Source organism: Luteimonas gilva, assembly GCF_005239095.1.
Taxonomy (GTDB): Bacteria; Pseudomonadota; Gammaproteobacteria; order Xanthomonadales; family Xanthomonadaceae; genus Luteimonas_C; species Luteimonas_C gilva.
The window spans coordinates 807,312-826,946 of record NZ_SZUA01000001.1 but is presented as its reverse complement, the minus strand read 5'-3'; the positions used below and the strand labels follow the sequence as shown (position 1 = coordinate 826,946).

The 19,635-nt window shown below is 65.6% G+C and carries 23 protein-coding genes; 17 read left to right on the top strand and 6 right to left on the bottom strand.

Translation table 11 applies throughout. From position 1 onward, the window contains the following. Positions 1–4: 4 nt before the first annotated feature. Positions 5–232, bottom strand: coding sequence for a DUF6116 family protein (locus tag FCE95_RS03810; RefSeq protein ID WP_137265647.1), 228 nt, complete (start codon positions 230–232; stop codon positions 5–7). 177 nt (positions 233–409) lie between these two features. Between FCE95_RS03810 and FCE95_RS03805 the strand changes: the two genes are divergently transcribed. The 7 genes from FCE95_RS03805 to FCE95_RS03775 all read left to right on the top strand — a co-directional run bounded on the left by FCE95_RS03805 (position 410) and on the right by FCE95_RS03775 (position 7,674). Next, the gene (locus FCE95_RS03805; protein WP_137265646.1) at positions 410–1,216 is read left to right on the top strand and encodes a glycine zipper 2TM domain-containing protein; all 807 of its coding nucleotides are present in this window, start codon (positions 410–412) and stop codon (positions 1,214–1,216) included. A gap of 209 nt (positions 1,217–1,425) precedes the next feature. After that, entirely contained in the window at positions 1,426–2,589 is a 1,164-nt protein-coding gene (locus FCE95_RS03800) for an acyl-CoA dehydrogenase family protein (RefSeq protein ID WP_137265645.1), read from the top strand. Between the two features lie 185 nt (positions 2,590–2,774). Further along, a complete protein-coding gene (locus FCE95_RS03795; RefSeq protein WP_137265644.1) occupies positions 2,775–3,320 on the top strand; it encodes a GNAT family N-acetyltransferase in 546 nt (181 codons plus the stop codon). Next, the gene (locus FCE95_RS03790; protein WP_137265643.1) at positions 3,317–3,883 is read left to right on the top strand and encodes a GNAT family N-acetyltransferase; all 567 of its coding nucleotides are present in this window, start codon (positions 3,317–3,319) and stop codon (positions 3,881–3,883) included. The genes FCE95_RS03795 and FCE95_RS03790 overlap by 4 nt, the downstream gene beginning before the upstream one ends. After that, the gene (locus tag FCE95_RS03785) at positions 3,880–4,527 is read left to right on the top strand and encodes a glutathione S-transferase family protein (RefSeq protein ID WP_137265642.1); all 648 of its coding nucleotides are present in this window, start codon (positions 3,880–3,882) and stop codon (positions 4,525–4,527) included. The genes FCE95_RS03790 and FCE95_RS03785 overlap by 4 nt, the downstream gene beginning before the upstream one ends. Positions 4,528–4,572: 45 nt before the next feature. Next, positions 4,573–6,840 (top strand): thiamine pyrophosphate-dependent enzyme, encoded by a 2,268-nt coding sequence (locus FCE95_RS03780; RefSeq protein WP_137265641.1) that lies wholly within the window; start codon positions 4,573–4,575, stop codon positions 6,838–6,840. Between the two features lie 279 nt (positions 6,841–7,119). Beyond that, on the top strand, positions 7,120–7,674 hold the full coding sequence (locus FCE95_RS03775; RefSeq protein WP_137265640.1) for an NADPH-dependent FMN reductase: 555 nt from the start codon (positions 7,120–7,122) through the stop codon (positions 7,672–7,674). 125 nt (positions 7,675–7,799) lie between these two features. Here the strand turns inward: FCE95_RS03775 and FCE95_RS03770 are convergent, their stop codons facing one another. From FCE95_RS03770 to ygfZ, 5 genes are all read right to left on the bottom strand, one after another. Further along, positions 7,800–8,060 carry a hypothetical protein gene (locus FCE95_RS03770; protein WP_137265639.1) on the bottom strand — a complete coding sequence of 87 codons (261 nt, stop codon included), beginning with the start codon at positions 8,058–8,060 and terminating at the stop codon, positions 7,800–7,802. Next, positions 8,032–10,380: an FdhF/YdeP family oxidoreductase gene (locus FCE95_RS03765; RefSeq protein ID WP_137265638.1), complete on the bottom strand. Its 2,349-nt coding sequence runs from the start codon at positions 10,378–10,380 to the stop codon at positions 8,032–8,034. The genes FCE95_RS03770 and FCE95_RS03765 overlap by 29 nt, the downstream gene beginning before the upstream one ends. Further along, complete coding sequence (gene fdhD / locus FCE95_RS03760) at positions 10,377–11,219, bottom strand: formate dehydrogenase accessory sulfurtransferase FdhD (RefSeq protein ID WP_137265637.1); 843 nt, start codon at positions 11,217–11,219, stop codon at positions 10,377–10,379. Before fdhD ends, FCE95_RS03765 begins: the two co-directional genes overlap by 4 nt. A 111-nt stretch (positions 11,220–11,330) precedes the next feature. After that, the gene (locus FCE95_RS03755; protein WP_137265636.1) at positions 11,331–11,804 is read right to left on the bottom strand and encodes an OmpA family protein; all 474 of its coding nucleotides are present in this window, start codon (positions 11,802–11,804) and stop codon (positions 11,331–11,333) included. Positions 11,805–11,938: 134 nt separating this feature from the next. Next, positions 11,939–12,811 carry a CAF17-like 4Fe-4S cluster assembly/insertion protein YgfZ gene (ygfZ, locus tag FCE95_RS03750; protein WP_223266759.1) on the bottom strand — a complete coding sequence of 291 codons (873 nt, stop codon included), beginning with the start codon at positions 12,809–12,811 and terminating at the stop codon, positions 11,939–11,941. Between the two features lie 61 nt (positions 12,812–12,872). On the opposite strand from ygfZ, the gene FCE95_RS03745 reads away from it, so the two are divergent. The 10 genes from FCE95_RS03745 (at position 12,873) to lolD (ending at position 19,549) form a co-directional block, all read left to right on the top strand. After that, entirely contained in the window at positions 12,873–13,025 is a 153-nt protein-coding gene (locus FCE95_RS03745; RefSeq protein WP_137265635.1) for a DUF1674 domain-containing protein, read from the top strand. Between the two features lie 83 nt (positions 13,026–13,108). Next, on the top strand, positions 13,109–13,498 hold the full coding sequence (gene sdhC, locus FCE95_RS03740; protein ID WP_137265634.1) for a succinate dehydrogenase, cytochrome b556 subunit: 390 nt from the start codon (positions 13,109–13,111) through the stop codon (positions 13,496–13,498). After that, a complete protein-coding gene (gene sdhD / locus FCE95_RS03735) occupies positions 13,495–13,893 on the top strand; it encodes a succinate dehydrogenase, hydrophobic membrane anchor protein (protein WP_137265633.1) in 399 nt (132 codons plus the stop codon). Before sdhC ends, sdhD begins: the two co-directional genes overlap by 4 nt. Positions 13,894–13,897: 4 nt before the next feature. Further along, positions 13,898–15,688, top strand: coding sequence for a succinate dehydrogenase flavoprotein subunit (gene sdhA / locus FCE95_RS03730; RefSeq protein WP_137265632.1), 1,791 nt, complete (start codon positions 13,898–13,900; stop codon positions 15,686–15,688). A 12-nt stretch (positions 15,689–15,700) separates the two neighbouring features. Beyond that, complete coding sequence (locus FCE95_RS03725; RefSeq protein ID WP_137265631.1) at positions 15,701–16,483, top strand: succinate dehydrogenase iron-sulfur subunit; 783 nt, start codon at positions 15,701–15,703, stop codon at positions 16,481–16,483. A 6-nt stretch (positions 16,484–16,489) separates the two neighbouring features. Then, positions 16,490–16,909, top strand: coding sequence for an MAPEG family protein (locus tag FCE95_RS03720; RefSeq protein ID WP_137265630.1), 420 nt, complete (start codon positions 16,490–16,492; stop codon positions 16,907–16,909). Then, positions 16,876–17,154, top strand: coding sequence for an FAD assembly factor SdhE (locus FCE95_RS03715; RefSeq protein WP_137265629.1), 279 nt, complete (start codon positions 16,876–16,878; stop codon positions 17,152–17,154). Before FCE95_RS03720 ends, FCE95_RS03715 begins: the two co-directional genes overlap by 34 nt. Then, positions 17,105–17,557, top strand: a complete 453-nt coding sequence (locus FCE95_RS03710; protein ID WP_137265628.1) for a hypothetical protein — start codon at positions 17,105–17,107, stop codon at positions 17,555–17,557. Before FCE95_RS03715 ends, FCE95_RS03710 begins: the two co-directional genes overlap by 50 nt. Before the next feature lie 50 nt (positions 17,558–17,607). Further along, the gene (locus FCE95_RS03705) at positions 17,608–18,852 is read left to right on the top strand and encodes a lipoprotein-releasing ABC transporter permease subunit (protein WP_137265627.1); all 1,245 of its coding nucleotides are present in this window, start codon (positions 17,608–17,610) and stop codon (positions 18,850–18,852) included. Next, the gene (lolD, locus tag FCE95_RS03700) at positions 18,845–19,549 is read left to right on the top strand and encodes a lipoprotein-releasing ABC transporter ATP-binding protein LolD (protein ID WP_137265626.1); all 705 of its coding nucleotides are present in this window, start codon (positions 18,845–18,847) and stop codon (positions 19,547–19,549) included. The genes FCE95_RS03705 and lolD overlap by 8 nt, the downstream gene beginning before the upstream one ends. The last annotated feature ends 86 nt before the right edge of the window (positions 19,550–19,635 follow it).

Genomic DNA, 19,635 nt, shown 5'->3' with positions numbered 1-19,635 from the left:
CGGATCAACGCTTTCCGGTTTCGCCCTCGATCGGCGCGGCAGGATCCAGCTTGCGGTTCTTGAAGTTGGCCAACAGCAGAGTGCCCAAGCCCAGCAGCAATTCGTCGACGAACGGGATGAAATCCGGCACCAGGGTATCGGCCACGAACAGCGCCGCGGTCAGCAGGAACAGGTGCGGAAAGCGCAGCCGGCCGAACCAGCGCAGCACGGGCGCGAGCAGGGGGTTGGCCATCGCCGGATCCTCAATTGGGAATGCGGTCACGCTACCACGCCCGGTCAGGTTTGGCAGGCGCGTGGCAGTTCATGTTCCCGACAGCTTGCCACGAAATTTTCACCTTTCGGTTCAGGCTGGGCATGCTGCAATCCCCATCGAGGGAAACAACACCAGCACCGCCTCGGGAGGCAGCTAATGAAGAACAATACTTTGGCAATCGCACTGGCTTCGCTGCTGGTAGGCGGCGTCGCGGTGGCGGCGTTCCAGAACAATCGCGACAAGCAGCCCGATTACACGTCGGCTTCTCAGCTGCAGCCCGGTCCGTTGAACGACGTAGCCCAAAACAACGGCATTCCCGCCGGCGGCCGCGTCGAATACGCGCAGGTGATCGACGCTCGTCCGATCACCGAGAAGGAAAAGCTGTACGCAACCGTGATCGGCACCGAGCCGGTGCGCGAAACCGTCACCACTTCCAATCCGCGCGAAGTCTGCAACGATGTCGTGGTCCAGGAACGCCTGCCTGAGCGCGACGGCAACGTCGGCGGCACGGTGGCCGGCGCGGTGATCGGCGGCTTGATCGGCAACCAAGTCGGCGGCGGCAATGGCCGCAAGCTCGCCACGGTGGCCGGCGCGGTCGGCGGCGGCTTCGCGGGTCGTGAAATCGACCGTCGCCATGTCGGCGGCCAGGTCGTGAACCGGACCCAGCGCCAGTGCCACACCGTTTCCGGCACCTCGACCTCGTCCAAGACGGTCGCCTACAACGTGACCTACCGCAATCCGGACGGCACCACCGGCACCATGCGCACCGGCAGCAAGCCGGGCGAGCGCATTCTGCTCGGCGACGAGGACGTGACCACCGGTTACGACGTCACCTACCGCTATCAGGGCCAGGAGCGCACCGTGCGCATGGACCAGAAGCCGGGCGACCGCCTGCCGGTGATCGACGGCCAGGTCGTGACCCAGGTGGCCTCGGCTTCGGGCGATGAGGCTCCGCGCCAGTAAGCTTCTCCAGTAAGCGCTTCCACGGGCCCGGCATCGCCGGGCCCGTTTCGTTTCGGCCATTGCAGATGAGCTCTTGTGGGAGGGGCTTCAGCCCCGACAGCCCGCCGCGAGCTTGTTGTCGGGGCTGAAGCCCCTCCCACAAAAGCCGCGGGGTGCCGCGCTGCAACACGGCCCGATACAATGCCGGTTTCCCGTTCGCCGAAACCGCCATGGCCCTGCATCCCTACGATCTGTACGACGTCCGCTCCCTGCTCAGCGAAGAGGAGCGCGCCGTGCAGGAAACCGTGGCCCGTTTCACCGACGAACGTGTGCTGCCGATCATCGGCGACTGCTTCGACCAGGCCCGTTTCCCCAAAGAACTGATCCCGGAAATGGCCGAACTGGGCTTGCTGGGTGCCTCCTTGCCCGAGGAATACGGCTGCGCCGGCCTCAACGCGGTCAGCTACGGCCTGATCTGTCAGGAACTGGAACGCGGCGACAGCGGCATCCGCAGCTTCGCCAGCGTGCAGTCCTCGCTATGCATGTATCCGATCTACGCCTACGGCACCGAAGAGCAGCGCAAACGCTGGCTGCCCGACATGGCCGCCGGCAAGGTCATCGGCTGCTTCGGCCTGACCGAGCCGCAGGGCGGCTCGGACCCGGCGAATATGAAAACCAACGCCAAGAAGGACGGCGCCGACTGGATCCTCAACGGTTCCAAGATGTGGATCACTAACGGCAATCTGGCCGATATCGCCATCGTCTGGGCGCAGACCGACGAGGGCATCCAGGGCTTCGTAGTGGAGAAGGGCTTCGCCGGCTTCACCGCGCAGGAGATCAAGCACAAGATGAGCCTGCGCGCGTCGGTGACCAGCGCGCTGTTCTTCGACAACGTGCGCGTGCCCGAAGCCAACCGTCTGCCGAACGTGAAAGGCCTGAAAGGCCCGCTCGGCTGCCTGACCCAGGCTCGCTACGGCATCACTTGGGGTCCGATCGGCGCGGCCATCGCTTGCCTGGACGAAGCGTTGAACTATTCCAAGGAACGCATCCTGTTCGACCGTCCGGTGGCTGCGACGCAAAGCGCGCAGCTGAAGATGGCCGATTGGGCGCGCCGCATCACCAGCGCGCAGTTGCTGTCGCTGCAACTGGGCCGTTTGAAGGACGCCGGCAAGATGCAGCCGACCCAGGTCTCGTTGGCCAAGTGGAACAACTGCCGCATGGCCATCGACATCGCCCGCGAAGCGCGCGACCTGCTCGGCGGCGCCGGCATCACCACCGAGCATTGCCCGATCCGGCACGGTTTGAATCTGGAATCGGTGATCACTTACGAAGGCACCGAGACGGTGCACCAGTTGGTGGTCGGGCGCGAGCTGACGGGCATCAACGCGTTTTGATCTCGCACCCTTCTCCCGCCGGGAGAAGGTGGCGCGCAGCGCCGGATGAGGGTTCGGCGTAGCGATAGTGGATCGGGTCGCCAGGGAAATGGTTGCCGCATCGCAGCGATTCTGGAGCGACGTAGCTTCTCCGAACCCTCACCCCAACCCACTCCCGATGGGAGAGGCAGCTTCAGGAGCAGGGCTTGCAAACCGACGACATCCGCATCGAAACCGAACGCTTGGTCCTGCGCCTGCCGCATATCGACGACTTCGGCCGCTACGCCGAACTGCACGCCGATGAGGGCGCGATGAAATTCCTCGGCGGCCCGCTCAAGCGCGCCGAGGCCTGGCGCAAGTTTCTGCAGATGCCCGGCGCATGGCAGCTGCAAGGCTTCGCGATGTTCTCGATCGTCGAAAAAGAAACCGGCCTCTGGCTGGGCCAACTCGGCCCCTGGCGCCCCGAAGGCTGGCCGGGCAACGAACTCGGTTGGGCTTTCCATCCCGACGCGCAAGGCAAGGGTTACGCCACCGAAGCCGGCAAGGCCGCGATGGATTGGGCGTTCGAAAACCTGGGCTGGAAAGACGTGATCCACTGCATCGATCCGGACAACGTGCCGTCGCAACGCGTGGCCGAGCGTCTGGGCTCGCGCAACAAAGGCCCGGGCAAACTCCCGCCGCCGAGCGAAGACCACCCGATCGACATCTGGGGGCAGAGCCGCGACGAATGGCAGGCGAGGCGCTCGGCATGAAAACGGCCGCGCTCGGCCCGGTGCTGGAAACCGAACGCCTGATCTTGAGGCCGCCGGCGCGCGAGGATCTCGACGCCTGGGCCGATTTCATGGCCGACGGAGAACACGTGCGCTTCATCGGCGGCGCGCAGTCGCGGCCGATCGCATGGCGCGGCCTGATGTCGGTGATCGGCTCCTGGACCGCGTACGGCTTCGGTTTCTTTTCGGTCATCGAGAAAAGCAGCGGACGCTGGGTCGGTCGCCTCGGACCTTGGCAACCGGAAGGCTGGCCGGGAACGGAAGTGGGTTGGGGCGTCGCGATCGATGCCGGCGGCAAGGGTTATGCGACCGAAGGCGCGGCCGCGGCGATGGATTGGGCCTTCGAACATCTGGGGTGGGACGAAATCATCCACACCATCGATTTCGACAATGCGCCCTCGCGCAGCGTCGCCGCCAAGCTCGGTTCGAAAAAACTGCGCAACGGACGCTTGCCCGAGCCTTACCACGAGAAAGAACTGGAAGTCTGGGGACAGACCCGCGAAGAGTGGGCCAGAAACCGGGCGCAACTGCGGGTGTCGCCATGATCACGGTCTACGGCTATTCGGTTTCCGGCAATTGCCATAAACTGCGGCTACTGCTGGAACAGCTCGGCCGCGAATATCGCTGGGTCGAAATCGACAGCTCGAAAGGCGAATCGCGCACGCCGGAGTATCTGGCCAAGAACCCGAACGGCCGCGTGCCGATCATCGAATTGGAAGACGGCCGCGTGCTGGCCGAATCGAACGCGATCCTCTGCTATCTGGCCGAGGGCACGCCGTTCTTGCCGGCAGACAAATGGCAACGCGCGCAAGCGCTGGGCTGGATGTTCTTCGAACAATACAGCCATGAGCCTTACGTGGCCGTCGCGCGCTTCATCCGCGGCTGGACACCGATCGATTCGCCGCGCCGTGCCGCCGAATTGCCGCGCTGCATGGAACGCGGTAATCAAGCTTTGGCGGTGATGGAAAAACATCTCTCCGAGCATGCCTGGTTCACCGGACCGGACTACGGCATCGCCGACATCGCGCTGTTCGCCTATACCGACGTCGCCCATCACGGCGGTTTCGACTTGACGCTTTATCCGAAAGTGAGCGACTGGCTGGCGCGCGTGCGCGCGACGCCTGGTTTCGTCGCCATGCCCGATCCGGCGCCGGAAAATGCGGCCCTGCTCGCAGCGTCGAGCGCATAATTCACCTACTGCCGTCCCGAGCGGGCCGCCGAAAACAAGAACGCCATGACCGTCGCCATCCCGAATCCGATTCCCGCCCGCATGAAAGGCGTCAACCGCGCCGAAATCTGCGACGCCAACTTCAGCGAATTCGTGCGCGCTTGGAATGGCCGCGCCGACGCCAAGCCGGCGCCGGGCGAGGCGATCCTGGACGGCAGCGCGCTCGATGCGCGCGGCTTCCGGGAGTTGTTCGAATCGCAGCTGATTTCGCGCCATCTGGACCTGATGGCGCGCGTGCTGCGGGTGCAGAACAAGGTCTTCTACACCATCGGTTCCAGCGGCCACGAAGGCAATGCGATGGTGGCGCGGCTCACCCGGCATACCGATCCCGCTTTCCTGCATTACCGCAGCGGCGGCTTCATGGCCGAACGCTTCCGCAAGCTGCCGGGCATGGATCCGATCATGGATTCGGCGCTGAGCTTCGCGGCCAGCAAGGACGACCCGGCGTCGGGCGGCCGCCACAAAGTGTGGGGCAGCAAACCGTTGTGGGTGCTGCCGCAGACTTCGACGATCGCTTCGCATTTGCCCAAGGCGTTCGGCACCGCGGTGGCGATCGAACAGGCGCGGCGCATCGGCCATAAGCTGCCGATCCCCGACGACAGCATCGCCATCTGCTCGTTCGGCGACGCGTCCAGCAACCACGCCACCGCGCAGACCGCGTTCAACGCCGCGGCCTGGACGGCTTACCAGAAGCTCCCGGCGCCGGTGCTGTTCGTGTGCGAAGACAACGGCATCGGCATCTCGGTGAAGACGCCGGACGGCTGGGTGGGCCGCAATTTCCGCGATCGCGCGGATCTCGACTATTTCTCCGCCGACGGCTTGGACCTGGCCTCCGGCTATGGCGACGTGCAGCGCGCCGTCGAGCATTGCCGACGCACGCGGCGCCCGACCTTCCTGCATTTGCGCACGACCCGGATCATGGGCCACGCCGGCACGGATTTCGAGATCGAGTGGCGCAGCATCGAGGAACTGTGCGCGGTCGAGGCGACCGATCCGCTGCTGCGCAGCGCCGCGATCGCGCTGGAATCGGGCCTGATGTCGAAGGACGACATCCTCGTCCTGTACGAAGAGACCCGCAAGAAATGCTTCGCCGCGGCCGAAGACGCCGACCGCCGGCCGCGCCTGTCTTCGCTGCAGGAAGTGATGGCGCCGCTGGCGCCGTACACGCCGGACAAAGTCAAAGCCGAAGCCGAACGTTTCGATTTCGCCGACAAGCGCGCCGCGGCCTTCGGCGGCGAGGCGAAGCTGCCGGAAAAGCAGGCGCCCAAGCATCTGGCGATCCAGATCAACGCGGCGCTGCACGATCTGTTCTGCAAATATCCCGAAGCGCTGCTGTTCGGCGAGGACGTGGCGCAGAAAGGCGGCGTCTACACCGTCACCAAGGGCCTGCACAAAGCGTTCGGCAACAAGCGAGTGTTCAATACGCTGCTGGACGAAACCGTGATCCTGGGCCTGGCCCAGGGCTACGCGAACATGGGCATGCTGCCGCTGCCGGAAATCCAGTATCTGGCCTATTTCCACAACGCTTGCGACCAGATCCGCGGCGAAGCGGCGAGCCTGCAGTTCTTCAGCAACGGCCAGTACCGCAATCCGATGCTGATGCGGATAGCCTCGCTCGGCTACCAGCGCGGCTTCGGCGGGCATTTCCACAACGACAATTCGATCACCGCGCTGCGCGACATTCCCGGGTTGGTGGTCGGCTGTCCGAGCCGCGGCGACGACGCCGCGACGATGTTGCGCACGCTGGCCGCGCTGGCCAAGGTCGACGGGCGCGTTTGCGCGTTCTTGGAACCGATCGCGCTGTACATGACCAAGGATCTGTACGAAGCGGGCGACGGCCAGTGGCTGACCGAGTATCCCGCTCCGGATCAGGCGATGAAGCTCGGCGAAGGCCGCGCGTATGGCGAAGGCGACGATCTGGTGATCTTCACCTTCGGCAATGGCGTGCCGATGAGCCTGCGCGCCGCCCGCGTCGTCGAAAAGAAGCACGGTTGGAAGACCCGCGTCGTCGATTTGCGCTGGCTGGTGCCGCTCAACGAGGCGTACATCGTCGAACAGGCGCGCAACGCCAAGCGCATCTTGGTGGTCGACGAAGGCCGACATAGCGCTGGCGTGGGCGAGGGCATCGTCACCGCCATCGCCGAAGGCGGCTACGGCGCCCGGCCGTTCAAGCGGGTGGTCGGCGCGGATACGTTCACGCCCTTGGCGGGCGCGGCTTTTCTCGTCATTCCGTCGGACGATGAGATCGTCGCCGCGGCCGATTCGTTGGCCTGACGTTCGGATTGCCGACATCGGCGGGACGGTCTCTTCCACGGAGCCGTCATCCCGGTACAAGCCCGGATCCAGGGCATCCGACGCATGCGGCAATCTCGCGAGATGGCCTGGATCCCGGCATTCGCCGGGATGACGAGCGAATGCCGGGATGACGAGCGAATGCCGATCGGACGTCCGCCGCATTGCTACCACGGGCGAGACGATCCCTTCCGCACTTGACGCTTCGCAGGCGAACGCCGGCCGATAGTCTGTGCGCTTCTTCGCCACCGGAGCATCGCCATGAGCAAAACCAAAGTCGCCGTTTTCGTCGGCAGCCTGCGCAAGGATTCGATCAACAAGAAGCTGGCCAAAGCGGTCGAGAAACTGATGCCGGCCGGCTACGAATTCGAATACGTCGATATCGGCGAGCTGCCGCTCTACAACCAGGATTACGACGCCGATTATCCCGCGCCTTACCGTCGCCTCAAGCAACAGATCGAAGGCGCCGACGCGCTGCTGTTCGTCACCCCCGAATACAACCGCTCGGTGCCGGGCGTGCTGAAGAACGCCATCGACATCGGCTCGCGGCCTTGGGGCAAGAACTCCTTCGCCGGCAAGCCCGCGGCCGTGATCGGCGCGTCGATCGGCACCATCGGCACCGCCATCGCCCAGCAGCACGTACGCGGTTCGCTGGCGTTCGTCGACGCGCCCACGCTGGCCCAGCCCGAAGTGTTCATCCATTTCAAGGAAGGCCTGTTCGACGACGAAGGCAATATCGGCTCGGACGAGACCCGGAAGTTCCTGCAGGCTTTCGTCGGCAAATACGTGGATTGGGTCGCCAAGCATCGCAGCTGATCTTGGTTTTTAGCAGCGGGGATCGCCCCGCTGCCTTTGTTTTTGTAGGAGCGGCTAAAGCCGCTCCTACAAAGAGCAAGCGGAGCAAGCTCCGCTCTACACAAGCGAAAAGCGAAGGGTACGCCTTATCGCGATTCGCGAGTAATCCGGCCGCGGCCGCGTTCGGTGAGCACGGCCACATCGAGCTCGCCGCGCTTTTCGACCCGGATCCATCCTGGCCCGGCTTCGCCGCCGATCGCGTCCTCGCCCAGCCAAGCCAGTTCGCGCATCAGCACGCTCATGCGTACGCCCAAGCGCTTGCAAAGGCGCGGAAGCGAGACGCCGTCCGGCTCGCGCGCGAGTTCGGCGAGCAAGGTCTCAGCGAACGACGGCGACGGGGATGTCACGCGGCGCTTCCGGGGCGGCGTCCTGCGCGTGCGGCAGCACGACGACCGGAATCGACTTCGAAGTCGGCGTGCGCGCTTCGTCGGCGAAACTCGACAGCGGCACCAGCGCGTTCGTTTCCGGATAGTAGGCCGCCAGGCAGCCGCGCGGGATCGCGTATTCGACCAGCATGAAGCGCGCGGCGCGGCGGCGCCGCCCGTCGTCGCCAAGGCTTTCCAGATCGACCCAATCGCCCGCTTTCATCCCCAGAGCGGCGATGTCCTCGGCATGGGCGAACAGCACGCGGCGTTCGCCGAACACGCCGCGGTAGCGGTCGTCCAGGCCGTAGATGGTGGTGTTGTACTGGTCGTGCGAGCGCACCGTAGTCAGCGTGAACACCGGCGAACCCGCAGCGGCGCGGGCGCGATGCACCGGCAGGTCGGTGGGCACGGCGTGCGCGACGAACATCGCCTTGCCTGACGGCGTGCTCCACTGCCGCTGCGCGGCGGTGTTGCTCAACCGGAATCCGCCCGGCACCGCCACGCGCCGGTTGAAATCGCGGAAATCGTCGAACACTTCGGCGATCTTGTCGCGGATCCGGCCATAGTCGCCGACCAGCCAACGCCACGGCGTCTTGCTGCGCGAGCCCAAGGCCGCTTCGGCCAGGCGCGCGACGATGGCAGGCTCGGACAGCAGTTCCGAAGACGCCGGCGCGTTGATGCCCGCGGACAGGTGGACCATGCTCATCGAGTCTTCGACGGTCACCGCCTGCGGGCCGGTTTCCTGCACGTCGATCTCGGTGCGGCCCAGACACGGCAGGATCAGCGCCTCGCGCCCGTGGACGAGATGGCTGCGGTTAAGCTTGGTCGCGACGTGCACGGTCAAATCGCAGTTGCGCAGCGCGCGATGAGTGGCTTCGGTGTCCGGCGTGGCGGTGGCGAAATTGCCGCCCATCGCGAAGAACACCTTGCCGCGGCCGTCGAGCATGGCCTCGATGGCGCCGATGGTGTCGAGGCCGTGCTCGCGAGGCGGATCGAAGCCGAACACCGCGCCCAACCGGTCGAGGAAGGCGGGCGAGGGCTTTTCGTAGATGCCCATCGTGCGGTCGCCCTGCACATTGCTGTGGCCGCGCACCGGGCAGGCGCCGGCGCCGGGCTTGCCCAGATTGCCGCGTAACAGCAGCAGGTTCACGATCATGTGGATGGTCGCGACCGAATGTTTGTGCTGGGTGACGCCCATGCCCCAGCAACAAATGACGCTTTCCGCTTTCAGATAGATGTCGCCGGCGCGGCGGATTTGCGCTTCGGTCAAACCCGATTCGGCCTCGATCGTCGTCCAGTTTTCCGTGGCCGCATCGGCGGCGAAAGCTTCGAATCCGGCGGTATGTTCCGCGATGAAGGCGGTGTCGATCGCGCGCGGCCGTCCTTCGCGCTGGGCCAGCGCGTCGGCTTCCAACACGTGCTTGATCACGCCCTTGATCGCGGCCAAATCGCCGCCGATCTTCAGCTGGAAATAATCGGACGAAATCCGGGTCGAACCGCCGCTGAGCATTTCCAGCTTGTCTTGCGGATCGGCGAAGCGCTCCAGCCCGCGCTCGCGCAACGGATTGAACGACACGATGGCCGCGCCGCGCTTGGAAGCTTTGCGCAGCTCGCCGAGCATGCGCGGATGGTTGGTGCCCGGATTCTGGCCGAAGATGAAGATCGCATCGGCCAATTCGAAATCGTGCAGCGATACGGTGCCCTTGCCGACGCCGATCTGAGGCGTCATCGCGGTGCCGGAGGGCTCGTGGCACATGTTCGAGCAGTCGGGGAAATTGTTGGTGCCGAATTCGCGTACGAACAATTGGTACAGGAAGGCGGCTTCGTTGCTGGTGCGGCCGGAGGTGTAGAAGATCGCGCGGTCGGGCGAGTCGAGCGCGTTCAAATGCGCGGCGATCAGGGCGAACGCTTCGTCCCAGCCGATCGGCAGATAACGGTCGCTGGCCGCATCCCAGCGCATGGGATGGGTCAGGCGGCCTTGGTCTTCCAGCCAATGGTCGCTATAGCGCGAGAGCTCGGCGACGGTGTATTTCGCGAACAATTCGGGCGTGGCGCGATGCTTGGTCGCTTCCGCGGCCACCGCTTTGGCGCCGTTCTCGCAGAATTCGAAAGTGGAAGTGTGGTCGCGGTCGGGCCAGGCGCAGCCGGGGCAGTCGAAACCGTCGGGCTGGTTGGCCGAGAGCAGCGTGCGTGCGCCCAGCACCGGAATATCCTGCTCGAACAGATGCTTGGCCGAGCTGCGCAACGCGTCCCAACCGCCGGCCGGGCGGTCGTAATGGCGGACGATTTTCTTCTCGCTCATGCCGCCGCTTCCGAAGCGGAGGCCGACAGGCGATGCGGGTGCGAATACACCACGCAACCGTCGTCGCGGGCGAAGCCGATCAAGGTCAATCCGGCCGAATCGGCCAGCGCGATCGCCAACGCCGTCGGCGCCGAGATCGCGGCCAGCATCGCGATGCCGGCCTGCGCCGCTTTCATCGCCATTTCGTAGCTGGCGCGGCTGGTGACGACCGCGAATCCGGCGCCGAAATCCACGCCTTCGCGGGCCAGCGCACCGATCAGCTTGTCCAGCGCGTTGTGGCGGCCGACGTCCTCGCGTACGCACACGAGCGCGCCTTGCGCATCCGCCCATGCGGCGGCGTGCGTGGCGCCGGTGAGCGCGTTCAACGGCTGCAACGCGCGCAATTCGCCCAATGCGCGCTCGAGCGCGGCGACGGTCGTGGGCGCGCCCGCGCCGACCGGCGGAGGCGGGCGCAGCACGGCTTCGATCGATTCGGTGCCGCAAATCCCGCAGCCGCTGCGGCCTTGCAGATTGCGGCGGCGTTCGGCGAGCGCGGCGGCTGCGGTCTCGGGGATCGACAGGCGGATCGAGATGCCTTCCAGCGACGGTTCCACCGCGATCACGCAAACATCGTCCGCAGCAGCGATGCCTTCGCTCAAAGTGAAGCCCAGCGCGAAATCCTCGAGCCTATCGGGCGTGGCCATCATCACCGCGAAAGGTTCGCCGTTGTAGGACAACGCGATCGGGACTTCGGCCGCGACCAGATCCGCGGCCGGCTCCATGCGGCCGTTGCGGCGCCGTTGGACGCGTTTTTCGACGGCGCCCGACGGCGGTGGAGGTTGGCGTCCGGTGCGCTTCATTCGAGCGGATTATCGCGGAAACGCCGTGAGTTTTCCGGAAAGGAAAACCCGGCGCGAGGCCGGGTTTCTGGCGCTGTTCGGGCGCCGGAAAAAATGGCGGACCGAAGTCCCTTACGGATTGACGATCTTGATTTCGACGCGACGGTTGGGCGCCAAGCAGGCGATCAGCGCCGGGCGGTCCTTGTCGTCGCATTCGACCACCGGTTCGACGCTGCCGCGGCCGACCGCGGTGATCTTGTCCGCGGGAACGCCCTGCTGCACCAGATAAGCGCGCACGGCGGCGGCGCGGCGGGTCGACAGGTCGAGATTGGCCTTGTCGTTGCCGATGCGGTCGCTGTGGCCGATCACATGCACCACTTCGTACGGACGCGAATTCAAGCCCGCGGCGAGCGCATCCAGTTCGCGGCGGCCTTCGTCGCTGAGATCGGCCAGGCTGGATTTGCCGAAAGCGAACAGGCTGTCGGAAGACAATTTCTGATTGGCGGCCAGCGGCGGAGCGGGCGCAGGCTTGGTCTGCTGGGCGGTGCAGCCGGCGGCCAATGCGGCGGCCAGCGCGATGGATATCGAGTATGCGGTTCGTTTCATTGCGTATCCCTTCCTTAGTGCGCGTGAAGAACGACGGGGACACGGCAGCGCCGGCCTCGACAGGCCGTCCGGCTACCTAAATTCCCCGCGCCGAGCATAACAAGCGCTGGATGTCTTTGCCGCCGCTCGGCGGCCTAACGGGCGAGCCCTTCGGACAAGGCTAAGGCGCGAAGGGCCGCGCCGTCCGCGTGAAGGGCCGCCGTTGGCGCATCCAGCGGCAGCACGGCCAGCGCCAGCGTCCTCGATTCGGCCTGGACGGCGCTGACGATGCTGCCCAGCGCTTTGCCCTCGTGCTCGACTTGCGCGCCCGGCGCGAGCGGCCGTTCGCTCTCGAGCAAAACCAGACCGCGTTTGGCCTGACCGAGGAAATGCGTGCGGGCGACGATTTCCTGGCCGGGGTAGCAGCCTTTCTTCACGCTGTAGGCGCGCAACCGGTCCAGCGACAATTGCTGCGGCGTCCATTGTTCCGATTGCGACGCGGGCAAGCGCGGCAAGCCGTGGGCGAGATCGAACGCCGTCCAACGGGCGAGGGCCTCCGCATCGGCGTCGGGAATCGTCGCCGATGCGCTCAATCGCAGCGTGCGCGCGCCTGCTGCGCCGCTCATGTCGAGTTCGACCTCGTCCGCATCGATGGCCAAGGCTGCGCCGCGGGCCGCACCCGTCGCGAACGAACCGATCGCATGCAGATCCTCGCGCACCGCGATCGCGGTCTTGCTGCGGAACAGGAATTTCCGGAGCCGGGCCGCGAATTCGGCCGGATCGGCGTCCTGCAGCAGCAGCCAGACGTTTTCTTCGTCGATCTTCAATAGCGCGAACAGCGCGATGACGCGGCCTTTCGGCGTCAGCCAACCGCTCCATTGCCAGTGGCCCGCGACGAGGGCCTTCGCATCGCTCATGAACTGCGCTTGCGCGAAATTCGTCGCATCGCGGCCGCTCAAGGCGATGGCGCGATGGTCGGGCAGGGCGAGTCCCGAATTTCGTCCGGGTAAGGCGGAGAAGGCTTCCAAAGGGCGCTGCTTGTCCGAAAAGGGGGCGGGAATTAAACTTGGCGAGTTGCGAGACCCGGAAATGATAGGCGAAACCGTTCCCCAGCCCGAACCCGAGCAGACCGAACAGTCCGTCCCGGAAACGGCGCCCGCCAAGGAAATCGGCGGCCGCGAAGGCCCCGAGCCGACGCGTTACGGCGATTGGGAAAAGAACGGACGCTGCATCGATTTCTGAGCTTCGGGCCGCGATGTCCGGGTCAGCCCGGCGACGCGCCACAGCCACGCGGCGATGCCGCCCAGCGAGAGAACGAGCGCCCGATGGCCCAACGCGAACGTCCTTTGTCGCCGCATCTGCAGGTCTACCGCTGGCAGATCACGATGACGATGTCGATCCTGCACCGCGTCACGGGCTGCGCCCTGGCCGTCGGCGCGTTCGGATTGGCTTGGTGGCTGCTGGCGATCGCCGCCGGTGGCGACCACTACGCGAACTTCGCGCAATGCCTGGCTTCGCCGCTCGGCAAGTTCGTGCTGTTCGGCTTCACGGCTTCGCTGGTCTATCACTTGTTCAACGGCATCCGCCATCTGCTGTGGGATGCGGGTTTCGGCTTCGATATTCCGGCCATCTACAAATCCGGCTACACCGTCGTCGCACTGACCGTGATCGTCACGGCGGCGATCTGGTTCTTCGCACTGCGGGGTGGCGCATGAGCGGTTCTCCCGTTCGCGATTTCCGGACGCCGCTGGCGCGCGCCCGCGGCCTGGGCTCGGCCAAATCCGGCGTCGGCCATTTCTGGTGGCAGCGCGTCACGGCGATCGTGCTGGCGCTGCTGACTCCCTGGTTGGTCTGGCTGCTGGTGTCCCTGTCCGGCGCCGATCTGGCGACGGCGCACGCCGCGATCGCCAAGCCTTGGAACGCGATTTTGCTTTCCATCTTCGTCGTCGCCCTGTTCTGGCACGCCAAGCTCGGCGTGCAGGTGGTGATCGAAGACTACGTCCATACGCGCGCGCTGGAAGTGGCGTCGCAACTCCTCGTCACTCTGGCCTGCGTGGGCGGCGCTTTTGCGTCGCTGTACGCGATCGGCCGCATCGCGCTGATGGCCTGACCGCATGAAGAACGCCTACCCGATTACCGAACACAAGTACGACATGATCGTCGTCGGCGCCGGCGGCGCCGGCTTGCGCGCCACCTTCGGCCTGGCGCAGAAGGGCCTGCAGACGGCGTGCCTGACGAAAGTGTTCCCGACCCGTTCGCACACGGTCGCCGCGCAGGGCGGCATCTCGGCCGCGCTCGGCAACATGGGCGAGGACGACTGGCGCTTCCATTTCTACGACACGATCAAGGGTTCGGACTGGCTGGGCGACCAGGACGCGATCGAATACATGTGCAAGGAAGCGATTCCGGCCATCATCGAACTCGAACACCAGGGCGTTCCCTTCAGCCGCACCGAAGACGGCCGCATATACCAGCGCCCGTTCGGCGGCATGACCACGCATTACGGCAAGGGCACCGCGCAGCGCACTTGCGCCGCCGCGGACCGCACCGGTCACGCGATCCTGCACACGCTGTACCAGCAATCGCTGAAGCACGACGCGCGCTTCTTCATCGAATACTTCGCGCTCGACCTGATCATGGACGAGCACGGCGCCTGCCGCGGCGTGCTGGCCTTGGACATGGCCGAAGGCACGCTGCATCTGTTCCGCGCCCACGGCGTGGTGCTGGCCACCGGCGGCTACGGCCGCGCCTACTTCTCGGCGACTTCGGCGCACACCTGCACCGGCGACGGCGGCGGCATGGCGTTGCGCGCCGGTCTGGGCCTGCAGGACATGGAGTTCGTGCAGTTCCATCCCACCGGCATCTACGGCGCCGGCGTGCTGATCACCGAAGGCGTGCGCGGCGAAGGCGGCATCCTGCGCAACGACAAGGGCGAGCGCTTCATGGAACGCTACGCGCCGAACGCGAAGGATCTGGCTTCGCGCGACGTGGTGTCCCGTTCGATGACCATCGAGATCCGCGAAGGGCGCGGCGTGGGCCCGAAGAAGGACCATATCCATCTGGATCTGAGCCACCTCGACCCGAAGGACATCCACGAGAAGCTGCCCGGCATTTCCGAGAGCGCGCGGATCTTCGCCAACGTCGACGTGACCAAGCAGCCGATCCCGGTGATCCCGACCGTGCACTACAACATGGGCGGCATTCCGACCAACTACCACGGCGAAGTGGTGCAGCTGAAGAACGGCGATCCCGACGCGGTGGTGCCGGGCCTGTACGCGATCGGCGAAGCGGCCTGCGTGTCGGTGCACGGCGCCAATCGGCTGGGTTCGAACTCGCTGCTCGATCTGGTCGTGTTCGGCCGCGCGGTGGCCAACCGCTGCGCCGAGACGATCAAGCCGGGTCAGGGCCATTCGAAACTGTCCGACGACGCTTGCGACAAGGCCGTCGCCAATCTCGACAAGCTGCGCAACGCGAACGGCGGCACGCCGACCGCGGTCATCCGCGACGAGATGCAGCACACGATGCAGGCCGACGCCGCCGTGTTCCGCACCGGCGAAACGCTGGGACAGGGCGTCAAGAAGATCCGCGAGATCCACGCCTCGTTCGCCGACGTCAAGGTCAGCGACCGTTCGCTGATCTGGAATTCGGACCTGATCGAGACCTACGAGCTGCAAAACCTGCTGGGCCAGGCGCTGGCGACGATCGTGTCGGCCGAAAACCGCACCGAGTCGCGCGGCGCCCACGCGCGCGAGGACTTCCCCGAACGCGACGACCAGAACTGGCAAAAGCACACGCTGTGCTGGGTCGGCGACGACGGCAAGACCGATATCGACTATCGCCCGGTGCACATGTACACGCTCACCGACGAGGTGGCCGTGGTGCCGCCGAAGCCCCGCGTGTACTGACGGATCCGAGCCATGGCCGAATTCACTCTTCCCAAGAACTCGAAGGTCCAGAAGGGCAAGCATTTCGCGAGCCCCGGCGCGAAGCAGCCGCGCACCTTCAAGGTGTACCGCTGGAGCCCGGACGACGACGCCAATCCGCGCATGGACACCTACGAGGTGGACATGGCCGCGTGCGGCCCGATGGTCCTGGACGCGCTGATCAAGATCAAGAACGAGATCGATCCCACGCTCACGTTCCGCCGTTCCTGCCGCGAAGGCATCTGCGGCAGCTGCGCGATGAACATCGACGGCACCAATACGCTGGCCTGCACCAAGTCGATCGACGACTGCGGCAAAAGCGAAGTGCCGATCTATCCGCTGCCGCACATGGAAGTGGTCAAGGACCTGGTGCCGGACCTGACCCATTTCTACGCGCAGTACGCTTCCATCCAGCCCTGGATCCGCACCCAGAGCGCGCCGCCGCCGGACCGCGAAAGGCTGCAATCGAAGGAAGACCGCGCCAAGCTCGACGGCCTGTACGAATGCATCCTGTGCGCTTGCTGTTCGACCAGTTGCCCGAGCTATTGGTGGAACGGCGACCGCTACCTCGGCCCGGCGATCCTGCTGCAAGCCTACCGCTGGATCGTCGACAGCCGCGACGAGGACACCGGCGCGCGCCTGGACGACTTGGAAGACCCGTTCAAGCTGTACCGCTGCCACACGATCATGAATTGCGCGCGGACTTGCCCGAAGGGATTGAATCCCGCCAAGGCGATCGGCGAGATCAAGCAGTTGATGCTGGCGCGCAGGGGCTGAGCCGGCATGTCGGGCACGGCGATGCTGTGGCCGGTATTCGCTTTGGTGGGCCTGACCTTCGCGGTTTGGTGCCGCATGTTCGTGGTGCGCATCGGCCAGATGAAGCGCGAGCGCATCCATCCGCAATCGGTCGCGACCTCGGCGCAGGCCGCGGCGCGGCTCACCGACAGCCGGGTCGCGGACAATCTGCGCAACTTGTTCGAGCTGCCCGTCCTGTTCTACGCGGCGGCGCTGGTCGCTCTGTTCGCCGGATTGGCGACGCCGGCGCTGTTGTCGCTGGCATGGCTGTTCGTAGCGCTGCGCTTCGCGCATAGCGCCATACACTGCACCTACAACAAAGTCATGCACCGGTTCGTCGCGTATCTGGCCGGCGGCGTCGTGCTGTGGCTGTTATGGGCCTATTTGGCCTTCCTGCTGCTGACGTGAGCGACGAAGCCGAACTCAAGCGCCTGCGCTGGCGCTGCCGGCGCGGCATGCGCGAACTCGATCAATTGATGCTGCGCTATCTGGACCGCGCCTGGCCGCAGGATTCCGAAGCGCGTCGCGGCGTCTTCCTACGATTGTTGGATTGCGAGGACGATAAGCTCTGGCGCTGGTTCATGGGCCACGACGTTCCCGAAGATGCCGAAATCGCCGCGTTGGTCGAACGGATCCGTCAGCTGCCGGCTTGATTGGCGCCCATCCCGTTGGGCGATCGGCGCGATCCTGCTGCTGGGCGTTTTCGCCGCGTTCGCCGTGATGGCTTCGGAAATGCCGCGCGCATGGGCGTGGCCGCTGGCGGCGGGGGCCGCGATTTACGCCGTTCGGCGCGCGCGAGCGGAGGCGCGCAAACCGCTGCAGGCCTGGTTTTGGCCAGGCAACGACAGGCAAGCGACGGTCGACGGGTCGCCCGCATGGGAAGCGACGGTCGCGTGGCGCGGTCCGCTGGCGTTCGTACGCTGGCGCGATGCGGATGGGCGCCGCCGGTACGCGATCTGGTGGCCGGATACCCTGCCGCCGGCGCGCCGACGTGAACTGCGTCTGGCCGCGGCTTCGGCGCGGACTTCGCCGTCCGCGGCTTCGATGGCACCATAGCGCCAGCCCGGGCACGGCCCGGCCTCAAGGAAACCCGCTTTAGGGAAAAGATGTTCAAACCCATCCCCGTCGCCATCGGCCTGCGCTACCTGCGCGCGAAACGCCGCAACGGCTTCATCTCCTTCATTTCGCTGGCGTCGATCCTCGGCATCGCCTTGGGCGTAGCCGCGTTGATCACGACTTTGGCGGTGATGAGCGGTTTCCAGCGCGAAATCCGCGACCGCATGCTGCAAATGGTGGCCCACGCGACGGTCAGCGCCGACGGCGGCGACATGATGCAAGGTTGGCCGCACGCGGTCGCCTTGGCGATGCAGGACAAGCGCGTGGAAGGCGCCGCGCCGTACATCGAGACCCAGGGCCTGATCACCGCCGAGCGCCGCGAGCCGGCCTTGATCCGCGGCGTGCTGCCGGCCGAAGAAGGCAAGGTGTCGGTGATCGCCGACAAGATGGTGCAGGGCCGGTTCGACGAACTGCGCCCGGGCAGCTTCAACATCGTCCTAGGCAAGGAGTTGGCGCTGTGGCTGGGCGCGCGCGTGGGCGACAAGGTCGTGGTGCTCACCGACATGCGCGCCACGCCGATGGGCGCGATGCCGCAATTGAAGCGCTTCACCGTCAGCGGCATCTTCGAAGCCGGCTACCAGGAATACGACCGCAATCTGGCGGTCGTCAACATGATCGACGCGCAGAAGCTGTCGCGCTCCGGCGACGGCGTGACCGGCGTGCGGCTCAAGCTGCACGATCGCGACCAATCCTGGAACGTGGCCCGCGATCTGGCGATACGCCTCGGCGGCGGTTACCGCGTCAGCGATTGGAGCAGCGAGAACGCCAACATGTTCCGCGCGCTGAAGCTGGAAAAGACCATGATGGCGATCCTGTTGTCGCTGATCGTGGCGATGGGCGCCTTCAACCTGGTGTCGTCGCAGGTGATGCTGGTCACCGACAAGCAGGCCGACATCGCGATCCTGCGCACTTTGGGCTTGGCGCCGAAAGGGGTGATGCAGATTTTCATGGTGCAGGGCACCTTGATCGGCGTGATCGGCACCGTGATGGGCGTGGTCGGCGGCATCGTGCTGACCTTGAATCTGGAGCACATCCTGCGCGGCATCGAGCGCCTGTTCGGCGTGCAGTTGATGCCCGAGGACGTGTACTACATCACCGGCCTGCCGACCGAATTGCAGACCAGCGACGTGGTGACGATCGCCATCGTCGCCTTGGTCATGAGCTTCCTGGCCACGATCTATCCCGCCTGGCGCGCTTCGCGCACGGCGCCGGCGGAGGCTTTGCGCTATGAGTAGCCTGAAATCGACCGTGCTCCATGCCGAAGCGCTGGCCAAGACCTACGCCGAAGGCAAGCTGCGCACGCCCGTGTTCGACGGTTTGGAGCTGAGCGTTTCCGCCGGGGAAACGGTGGCGATCGTCGGCGCTTCCGGCGCGGGCAAGAGCACGCTGCTGCATCTGCTCGGCGGGTTGGATACGCCGACCGCGGGCGAGGTTTATGTCGCGGGCAAGAAGATGTCGGCTTTGTCCGATGCCGCGCGCGGCAAGCTGCGCAACGAGGCCTTGGGCTTCATCTACCAGTTCCACCATCTGCTGCCGGAATTCACCGCGCTGGAGAACGTGATGCTGCCGGTGCTGTTGAACGGCACCACGGTCCCGGACGCGACGTCGCGGGCGAAAGCGTTGCTGGAAGCGGTGGGCCTGGGCCAGCGCCTGGAACACAAGCCCGGCGAGCTCTCCGGCGGCGAACGCCAGCGCGCGGCGGTGGCGCGCGCGCTGGTGAACCGTCCCGCTTGCGTGCTGGGCGATGAGCCGACCGGCAACCTGGACGAGAAGACCGCTGCCCACGTCTTCGAACTGATGCTCGATTTGAACCGTGCGCATAAGACCAGCCTGGTGATGGTCACCCACGATCGCCGCCTGGCGCGCAGGCTGGACCGGGTGCTGGAGCTGCACGAAGGCAAATTGCGCGAGTTGGCGCCCGAAGAAGTCTGATCTTCGGCTTTCGCCTCGCTTTGTGGGAGCGGCTTCAGCCGCGTGCTCTTCCCGTCACAGGGCCGCTAATCGAAGAAAGAGCTCGC

Bases quoted from the DNA above. Each gene is read 5' to 3' on its own strand.
- FCE95_RS03810 (WP_137265647.1), bottom strand. From the start codon at position 232: ATGGCCAACCCCCTGCTCGCGCCCGTGCTGCGCTGGTTCGGCCGGCTG.
- FCE95_RS03805 (WP_137265646.1), top strand. From the start codon at position 410: ATGAAGAACAATACTTTGGCAATCGCACTGGCTTCGCTGCTGGTAGGC.
- FCE95_RS03800 (WP_137265645.1), top strand. From the start codon at position 1,426: ATGGCCCTGCATCCCTACGATCTGTACGACGTCCGCTCCCTGCTCAGC.
- FCE95_RS03790 (WP_137265643.1), top strand. From the start codon at position 3,317: ATGAAAACGGCCGCGCTCGGCCCGGTGCTGGAAACCGAACGCCTGATC.
- FCE95_RS03785 (WP_137265642.1), top strand. From the start codon at position 3,880: ATGATCACGGTCTACGGCTATTCGGTTTCCGGCAATTGCCATAAACTG.
- FCE95_RS03780 (WP_137265641.1), top strand. From the start codon at position 4,573: ATGACCGTCGCCATCCCGAATCCGATTCCCGCCCGCATGAAAGGCGTC.
- FCE95_RS03775 (WP_137265640.1), top strand. From the start codon at position 7,120: ATGAGCAAAACCAAAGTCGCCGTTTTCGTCGGCAGCCTGCGCAAGGAT.
- FCE95_RS03765 (WP_137265638.1), bottom strand. From the start codon at position 10,380: ATGAGCGAGAAGAAAATCGTCCGCCATTACGACCGCCCGGCCGGCGGT.
- fdhD (WP_137265637.1), bottom strand. From the start codon at position 11,219: ATGAAGCGCACCGGACGCCAACCTCCACCGCCGTCGGGCGCCGTCGAA.
- FCE95_RS03755 (WP_137265636.1), bottom strand. From the start codon at position 11,804: ATGAAACGAACCGCATACTCGATATCCATCGCGCTGGCCGCCGCATTG.
- FCE95_RS03745 (WP_137265635.1), top strand. From the start codon at position 12,873: ATGATAGGCGAAACCGTTCCCCAGCCCGAACCCGAGCAGACCGAACAG.
- sdhC (WP_137265634.1), top strand. From the start codon at position 13,109: ATGGCCCAACGCGAACGTCCTTTGTCGCCGCATCTGCAGGTCTACCGC.
- sdhD (WP_137265633.1), top strand. From the start codon at position 13,495: ATGAGCGGTTCTCCCGTTCGCGATTTCCGGACGCCGCTGGCGCGCGCC.
- sdhA (WP_137265632.1), top strand. From the start codon at position 13,898: ATGAAGAACGCCTACCCGATTACCGAACACAAGTACGACATGATCGTC.
- FCE95_RS03725 (WP_137265631.1), top strand. From the start codon at position 15,701: ATGGCCGAATTCACTCTTCCCAAGAACTCGAAGGTCCAGAAGGGCAAG.
- FCE95_RS03720 (WP_137265630.1), top strand. From the start codon at position 16,490: ATGTCGGGCACGGCGATGCTGTGGCCGGTATTCGCTTTGGTGGGCCTG.
- FCE95_RS03715 (WP_137265629.1), top strand. From the start codon at position 16,876: ATGGGCCTATTTGGCCTTCCTGCTGCTGACGTGAGCGACGAAGCCGAA.
- FCE95_RS03710 (WP_137265628.1), top strand. From the start codon at position 17,105: ATGCCGAAATCGCCGCGTTGGTCGAACGGATCCGTCAGCTGCCGGCTT.
- FCE95_RS03705 (WP_137265627.1), top strand. From the start codon at position 17,608: ATGTTCAAACCCATCCCCGTCGCCATCGGCCTGCGCTACCTGCGCGCG.
- lolD (WP_137265626.1), top strand. From the start codon at position 18,845: ATGAGTAGCCTGAAATCGACCGTGCTCCATGCCGAAGCGCTGGCCAAG.